A 7,341-nucleotide genomic window follows, 5' to 3' on the forward strand; every position below is an offset into this window, starting at 1 on the left:
TACAACCACATCCGCGCCGATCTTCGTGTGCATTGTCATCTCAGGGCTCCTCACGCGGCCGACTTCAGGCCGACGCCCATCTCATCAAGGACATCCGACACGGTGGCGACGAAGGCGCGCATGTCCTGCGCCCCGAGCGCGCCGATGCAGCCGATCCGGAAGCTGTCCGCGACCGTCAGCTTGCCGGGATAGATGACGTAGCCGGCATCCTTCAGCGCGTCGTAGAAGCGCTGGAAGACGAAGTTCTTGTCCTCCGGCATGTGGAAGGTCACGATGATCGGCGCCTGGCGGGCCGCCGGCAGCAGTGTGCGGAAGCCGAGCCCTTCCATGCCTTCGATCAGGATGCGCGCGTTTTCGGCATAGCGCTCGCCGCGCCCGGCCACGCCGCCCTCGGCCCAGAATTCCTGCAAAGCCGCGTGGAAGGCGACGATGACATGGATCGGCGGGGTGAAGCGGTACTGCCCGGTGCGCTCGAAGCCGGCATTCTGGTCGTGCAGGTCGAGAACCAGCGTCGTGGCGTTGCCCTTGGTCTCGGCGAGTGCGCTCTTGCGGGCGATGACGAAGCCGAGGCCGGGTACGCCCTGGATGCATTTGTTGGACGAAGCCGCAACCGCATCGAAATAGACCTCGCGGCTGTCCAGAGGCAGGGCGCCGAAAGCGCTCATCGAGTCGATCAGCAGGCGGCGGCCATGACGCTTGACCAGCGTCGCGATCGCCTCGATCGGGTTGCGGATGCCGCTGGTCGTCTCGCAATGGACGGTAAAGACGTGGGTGATGCCGGCATCGGCCACCAGCATGCGGTCGATCTCGGCGAGATCGGGCGGAGTGTCCTCGGCGGTCTCGTGGACCACGACAGCGCGGCCGGCGATCTCGACGATGCGCCTGGCGCGCTGGCCATAAGCGCCGTTGATCAGGACCAGGATCTTGCCGTCCCGCGGCACGAAGGTCGTCAGCATCGCCTCGACGGCAAAGGTGCCGGAGCCCTGCATCGGCACGGTGACGAAGTCGTCGCCGCCATGGATGATCTTCGGCAGCTCTTCCAGAACCGCCTTGTTGATGCCGACGAAGGTCGCGTCGCGCGAACCCCAGTCATGCACCATCGCTTCCTTGATGGCCTTGCTGGTGGTCAGCGGGCCGGGCGTCAGCAGAAGGGGATCTCCGGTCTCGGAAGAGGCAGGACGGCGGGCTTGGGCCATGTCGCTCTCGCAATGTCGTTGCAGCGGATGGCCTGACGCTAGGATGCGAGTTGACATAGTTCCAATACATCGTTTCCATCGCTCCTATAGATAGGATCTATAGCGATGCCAGTCAGCTATTCGGGCCTTGCCGCCTTTCATGCCGTCGCCGAGGCAGAGAGCTTCACGGGTGCGGCGAAGGCGCGCAACGTCAGCCAGCCGACGCTTTCGGCGCAGGTCCGTGCGCTGGAGGATGCCTATGGCGTGCGCCTCTTCGACCGTGCCGGCCGCCAGGTCCGGCTGACGCCGCTCGGGCAGAGCCTGTTCGTCATCACCGCCCGGCTCTTCACCGCCCAGGACGAGGCGCAGTCCCTGCTCGCCGGCACGCGCACTCTCCAGCGCGGCCATCTCCGGATCGCCGCCGACAGCGCGACCCATGTCATGGCGGCGCTGTCCCGCATGCGTGAGCGCTATCCGGGGCTGACCTTCTCGCTGACGATCGGCAATTCATCCGAGGTCGTCGACCAGATCATGGACTTCGCGGCCGATGTCGCGATCACGGCCCGGCCGAACTCCGATCCGCGCATCCACAGCATCAAGCTGCGCTCGGACAATCTCGTCGCCTTCGTCGGAAGCGGCCATGAGCTGGCTCGCCATGACAGCCTGCCGATCGAGGCATTTGCCGGGCAGGACATCGTCCTGCGCGAGCGTGGCTCGATCACGCGCGAGGTATTCGAGGAGCGGCTGGCAGCAGCCGGGGTGAAGCCGGCGAACCTCCTCGAAGTGCAGTCCCGCGAGGCCGTGCGCGAGGCGGTGGCGGCAGGCTTCGGGCTCGGCGTCACTTTCGACGCCGAGTTCCGGCCGGTACCGGAGCTCAAGCGGCTCCTCATCACCGGCGCCAATTTCGAGGTCGGCGAATATGCCGCCTGCCGCGCCGAACGCCGCCGCCTGCCGCTGGTGCGCAGCTTCTTCGACGCGGTTCAGGTCATCGCCGACGAGGGGTGAGCAACCGGCCGGCTGCGCTCACGCGCCGCTGAGCGTGCGCCTGACGGCGTCGTGCCAGCCCTTGACCTTGTGGGCACGCTGGGTCGCCGCCATCGCGGGCGAGAAGCGCCGCTCCAGCCGCCATTGATCGGCGAAGCGCCCCGGCTCGGGCAGCAGCCCGGCATCAAGCCCGGCGAGATAGGCCGCGCCCAGGGCCGTCGTCTCCAGCACGGTCGGCCGGTCGACGGGCAGGTCGAGGATGTCGGCGAGGCGCTGCATGGTCCAGTCGGAGGCGACCATGCCGCCATCGACCCTGAGCACCGAGCGCCCGCCCTGCCCGGCCTCGGGCCAGTCGGCATGCATCGCCTCGATCAGGTCGAGCGTCTGGTAGCAGACGCTTTCCAGCGTGGCGCGCGCGAACTCGCGCGGACCGGAATTGCGGGTCAGGCCGAACATCGCCCCACGTGCATGCGCATCCCAGTGTGGGGCTCCGAGGCCGACGAAGGCGGGCACCAGATAGACGTCCTGCTCGGGGTCGGCGGCCTCGGCCAGGGGGCCGGTATCGCTGGCCTTCTCGATGATGCCGAGCCCGTCCCGCAGCCATTGCACCGCGGCACCGGCGATGAAGATCGAGCCCTCCAGGGCAAATGTGCGCTTGCCGTCGAGCTGATAGGCCACGGTGCTGAGCAGGCGGTGCTTCGAGCGGACCGGCTTGTCACCGGTGTTGAGCAGGGCGAAGCAGCCGGTACCATAGGTCGACTTGACCATGCCCGGCGTGAAGCACGCCTGCCCGATCGTCGCTGCCTGCTGGTCTCCGGCCATGCCGCGCACCGCGATCGGGGCGCCGAAGAGCTCCGGCGCCGTATCGCCGAAATGCACGGCGCAATCGCGCACCTCCGGCAGGATCTCCTCCGGGATGTCGAACAGGCCGAGCAGTTCGGGATCCCAGATGCCCCGGCCAATGTCGAACAGCATGGTGCGCGCTGCGTTGGTGGCGTCGGTCGCGTGCACGGCCCCGCCGGTCAGCCGCCAGAGCAGGAAGGAATCGATCGTGCCGAAAGCGAGCTCGCCCGCCTCCGCACGCCGCCGGGCGCCGGGTACATTGTCGAGCAGCCAGGCGATCTTGGTCGCGGAGAAATAGGGGTCGATGCGCAGGCCCGTCCGCTCCGCCACGAGCCCCTCATGCCCGGCGGCGGCGAGATCGGCGCAGGCCTGTGCCGTGCGGCGGTCCTGCCAGACGATGGCGCGGTGGATCGCCCTGCCCGTCCGCCGGTCCCAGATCAGCGTCGTCTCGCGCTGGTTGGTAATTCCGATGCCGGCAATCTCGCGTGCGCTCAGGCCGGCCTTGGCGATCGCCTCCCGCGCCGTCGCCAGCACGCTGTCCCAGATGTCTTCCGGCTCGTGCTCGACCCAACCAGACGCCGGGAAATGCTGCGGAAACTCCTGCTGGGCCGAGGCAACGACCGCGAGCGCTGCATCGAACAGGATGGCGCGCGACGACGTCGTGCCCTGGTCGATGGCGAGGATATGTCTGGCGGCCATGGCGAATCCCTGCCCTGTCTGTTTTCGCCGGCGCGCCGGCCCGCGGACACTGGCCGATCACGCCACCGGCATGCAAGGCCGACCATGACGCGGGCAAAACCCCGCTGTGCAAGGTTCTATCTCGCAAGGTTCGATTGGTCGGCAAGGTTCTGCTTGGCACACGGCTTGGGCTGTAGTTAGCTCACCGTGAAGCAACAGATTGTGCTGCATCGCAGCCCCTGTTCCGGTCGACAGGCCGGGCAGGCCGAGGGACTGGAACGGTGGCGGTCGAGGACCGGCAGCAACGGGACGCCACGCATGTGGCGCCGCCGCACAGGCGCAACGCCGATCCGCACCGGGCCGGCGCAGCCGCCGTTGGCGCGGGGGGCAACGGCTTCGCCCGCTCGCCGGCTCCGCAGCGCCCTGCCGCGACCTACGCCGCGCTCGACCTCGGGACCAACAACTGCCGCCTCCTGATCGCGCGCCCGGCCCAGCACGGCTTCCGGGTCGTCGATGCGTTCTCCCGCATCGTGCGCCTCGGCGAAGGGCTCGCGGCCAGCAGCCGGCTTGCCGACGCAGCCATGGACCGGGCCGTCGAGGCGCTGAAGATCTGCCGCGGCAAGATGGCGAATCGTGGCGTCACGCGAGCCCGCCTCGTCACTACCGAGGCCTGTCGCGCGGCCAGCAACGGGCTCGACTTCATTCGCCGGGTCGCGGCCGAGGCCGAGCTCTCTCTCGAGATCATCGACCAGCGGACCGAGGCGGCGCTCGCAGTCTCGGGTTGCGCGGCATTGACCGACCCGGCGGCCGAGAGCGTCATCGTCTTCGACATCGGCGGCGGCTCGACCGAGATCGTCTGGCTCGGCGGGCGCAGCGAGGCACGTGACCCGGCCGCGCGCATCCGCGAATGGGCCTCGCTGCCGATCGGCGTGGTCACCGTCGCTGAACGCTATGGCGGCATCGAGGTCAGCCGCGAGCTCTTCGAGCAGATGGTTCGGGATTGCACGCAGGCCCTTGAGCCATTTGCCAAAAAGGCAGCCGGCGCCCGCGACACCCGGGGCTTCCATCTGCTGGGGACCTCGGGCACGGTTACCACCGTCGCCGGCATCCATCTCGACCTGCCGCGCTATGACCGACGCGAGGTCGACGGGCTGTGGATGCATCAGCGCGATGTATCCGCCGTCATCGACCGGCTGATCGATATGGACTATGCCGCCCGCGCGGCCAATGCCTGCATCGGCCGCGAACGCGCGGATCTGGTGCTGGCCGGCTGCGCGATCTTCGAGGCGATCCATCGCGCGTTTCCCAGCGAGCGTGTCCGGATCGCCGATCGAGGGCTGCGGGAGGGCATCCTGCTGCGCATGATGCACGAGGACCGCGCCTGGTGGCGGCGGAAATAGGTTCAGGACTATGAGCACCGGAAAATCGGGGGGAAAGGCCGGCGGCGGTAAGGCCTCCGCAGGTGCGCGCGACCTGCGCGTCAAGGTGAAGAAGGCCGGCAAACTCAAGCATTCCTCGCAGCTCTGGCTCGAGCGCCAGCTCAACGATCCCTATGTGAAGCGCGCCAAGGAGATGGGCTATCGCTCCCGCGCCGCGTTCAAGCTCGTGGAGATGGACGATCGCTACAAGTTCCTGAAGCCGGGCCAGCGCCTCGTCGATCTCGGCTGCGCGCCGGGCGGCTGGTGCCAGGTCGCGGCGACGCGCATCGGGCTCGAACAGGGCAAGGGCCGCATCATCGGCATCGACCTGCTGCCGGTCGACCCGATTCCCGGCGTCGACCTGATTCAGTTGGACTTCATGGCCGAGGAGGCACCTGCCCTCCTGACCGAGCGCCTCGGCGGCCAGGCCGACGGCGTGATGTCGGACATGGCGGCCAACACTACCGGCCACAAGAAGACCGACCACCTCAAGATCATCGCGCTGGCGGAGGCTGCAGTGGAGTTCGCCCACAGCGTGCTGGCGCCCGGCGGCTTCTTCCTCGCCAAGCTCTTCCAGGGCGGCGACAGCGCCGAACTCCTGACCGGGCTGAAGCGGGACTTCACGACGGTGCGCAACGTCAAGCCGGCGGCAAGCCGCGCCGATTCGTCCGAACTTTATGTCCTGGCGACCGGCTATCGTCGGAAGCAGCCGGAGGAGACGGTCGACGCCTGACCGGGCTGCCGGCAGCCGGACGGGCCGAAGCGCTCCCTCCTCCAGCGGCTTCTGGTCGGCGAGCGCCTCGGCCGTGACCTTGCGCGCGCTCACCGGAACATGGCCAGAGACCTCGGCCCCGGCATCGGGCGCAAGCCGCATCATCCAGAGAGCGGAAGAGGCCGACACCAGCCCGACCAGCGCGAAGGCCGGCCAGAAATCTCCGGCGGCCAGCGCCTTTCCGCCATGGAAGGCGTTCACGCTCTCCAGCGCGAAGGCGCCGATCGTGACGCCGATGCTGAGCGAGAGCTGCTGGGCCACGCTCGACAGGCTGGTCGCGCTCGACATGTCCCGGTTGGAGACGTCGGCATAGCTCAACGCATTGATGCCGGTGAACTGCAGCGAGCGGAAGCAGCCGCCGACCAGCAGCACCGAGAGCATGATCGCGTAGGGCGTCGTCGGGGTGAAGAGGCCTGAAGCTGCCAGGAACGCGGCTCCGATCAGGGCATTGACCGTGAGCACGCGACGGAAGCCGAAGCGCGCCAGAATGGTTTTTGCCAGCGTCTTCATGATCAGCGCGCCTGCGGCCGAAACGAAGGTGATCAGCCCCGAATGCAGCGGGTCGAGCCCGAATCCAAGCTGCAGCATCAGCGGCAGGAGAAACGGGATCGCGCCGATGCCGGTGCGGAAGACAGAGCCGCCGATGACGCCGATGCGGAAGGTCGGGTTCCGGAACAGCGCGAGGTTGAGCACGGGGTAAGGCACGCGCCGCGCATGGAACCAGTAGGTGACCAGCGCGGCCGCGCCGAGCAGCATGCAGCCATAGGACACGAAGAGCGGAACGAGGTGCCGCCCGCCCGTGGCCAGGCCGAGCATCAGGCTCGCGAAGCCGAATGAGGACAGGAGAAAGCCCTTCACGTCGAGGGGCGCCACGTCGTCTTCGCGAATATCCTCGAAGAACAAGCTCGAGAGCACGATTCCGACGATCCCGATCGGGATGTTGATGAAGAAGATCCAGCGCCAGTCGAAATAGGTAGTGATGAAGCCGCCGAGCGGCGGCCCTACCACCGGCCCGACCAGCGCAGGAATCGTCAGATAGGCCAGTGCTCCGACGATCTCGGACTTGCTGACGCTGCGGAGGATCACGAGGCGGCCGACGGGCACCATCATCGCGCCGCCCATGCCCTGTACGAAGCGCGCCCCGACGAAGGCGCCGAGCGAGTTCGACATGGCGCAGAGGATCGAGCCCAGCATGAAGACGCAGAGTGCCGAGCGGAAGATCGTGCGCGCCCCGAAGCGGTCTGCCATCCAGCCGGAGATCGGGATGAAGACGGCGAGGCTGACGAGATAGGAGGTCAGCGCGAGCTTCAGCGCGATCGGGTCCTCACCCAGCGATTGCGCGATGACCGGCAGCGACGTCGCGATGACCGTGGAGTCGGTGTTCTCCATGAACAGCGCGCAGGCGACGATGAGAGGCAGAAGTTTGGCGCGCTGCAAGGCTTTGACCTTCCGTGCCCGCGGCGGCGCGAGC

At 67.8% G+C, this 7,341-nt stretch carries 5 protein-coding genes and 1 pseudogene; 3 read left to right on the forward strand and 3 right to left on the reverse strand.

The genetic code is table 11. The features are described 5' to 3' along the window. Nucleotides 1-50: 50 nt before the first annotated feature. The gene (locus tag ACIPIA_RS07300) at nucleotides 51-1,196 is read right to left on the reverse strand and encodes a 2-aminoethylphosphonate--pyruvate transaminase (protein ID WP_400508090.1); all 1,146 of its coding nucleotides are present in this window, start codon (nucleotides 1,194-1,196) and stop codon (nucleotides 51-53) included. 105 nt (nucleotides 1,197-1,301) lie between these two features. Between ACIPIA_RS07300 and ACIPIA_RS07305 the strand changes: the two genes are divergently transcribed. After that, on the forward strand, nucleotides 1,302-2,180 hold the full coding sequence (locus tag ACIPIA_RS07305; protein WP_400508092.1) for a LysR substrate-binding domain-containing protein: 879 nt from the start codon (nucleotides 1,302-1,304) through the stop codon (nucleotides 2,178-2,180). An 18-nt stretch (nucleotides 2,181-2,198) separates the two neighbouring features. On the opposite strand, the gene glpK is transcribed toward ACIPIA_RS07305, so the two are convergent. Further along, nucleotides 2,199-3,701 (reverse strand): glycerol kinase GlpK, encoded by a 1,503-nt coding sequence (glpK, locus tag ACIPIA_RS07310; RefSeq protein WP_400508093.1) that lies wholly within the window; start codon nucleotides 3,699-3,701, stop codon nucleotides 2,199-2,201. A gap of 260 nt (nucleotides 3,702-3,961) precedes the next feature. Between glpK and ACIPIA_RS07315 the strand changes: the two genes are divergently transcribed. Next, complete coding sequence (locus tag ACIPIA_RS07315; protein ID WP_400508095.1) at nucleotides 3,962-5,080, forward strand: Ppx/GppA phosphatase family protein; 1,119 nt, start codon at nucleotides 3,962-3,964, stop codon at nucleotides 5,078-5,080. A gap of 10 nt (nucleotides 5,081-5,090) precedes the next feature. Beyond that, on the forward strand, nucleotides 5,091-5,831 hold the full coding sequence (locus tag ACIPIA_RS07320; protein WP_400508097.1) for an RlmE family RNA methyltransferase: 741 nt from the start codon (nucleotides 5,091-5,093) through the stop codon (nucleotides 5,829-5,831). An 81-nt stretch (nucleotides 5,832-5,912) separates the two neighbouring features. Here ACIPIA_RS07320 and ACIPIA_RS07325 read toward each other — a convergent pair. Then, nucleotides 5,913-7,307 (reverse strand): annotated as a pseudogene (locus ACIPIA_RS07325) (DHA2 family efflux MFS transporter permease subunit); the annotation flags it as partial. Nucleotides 7,308-7,341 lie beyond the last annotated feature (34 nt).

The sequence above is a fragment of the Allobosea sp. CER48 genome, assembly GCF_044752385.1.
GTDB lineage: Bacteria > Pseudomonadota > Alphaproteobacteria > Rhizobiales > Beijerinckiaceae > Allobosea.

Coding starts and splice junctions, on each gene's coding strand:
- ACIPIA_RS07300 (WP_400508090.1), bottom strand. CDS start 1,196: ATGGCCCAAGCCCGCCGTCCTGCCTCTTCCGAGACCGGAGATCCCCTT.
- ACIPIA_RS07305 (WP_400508092.1), top strand. CDS start 1,302: ATGCCAGTCAGCTATTCGGGCCTTGCCGCCTTTCATGCCGTCGCCGAG.
- glpK (WP_400508093.1), bottom strand. CDS start 3,701: ATGGCCGCCAGACATATCCTCGCCATCGACCAGGGCACGACGTCGTCG.
- ACIPIA_RS07320 (WP_400508097.1), top strand. CDS start 5,091: ATGAGCACCGGAAAATCGGGGGGAAAGGCCGGCGGCGGTAAGGCCTCC.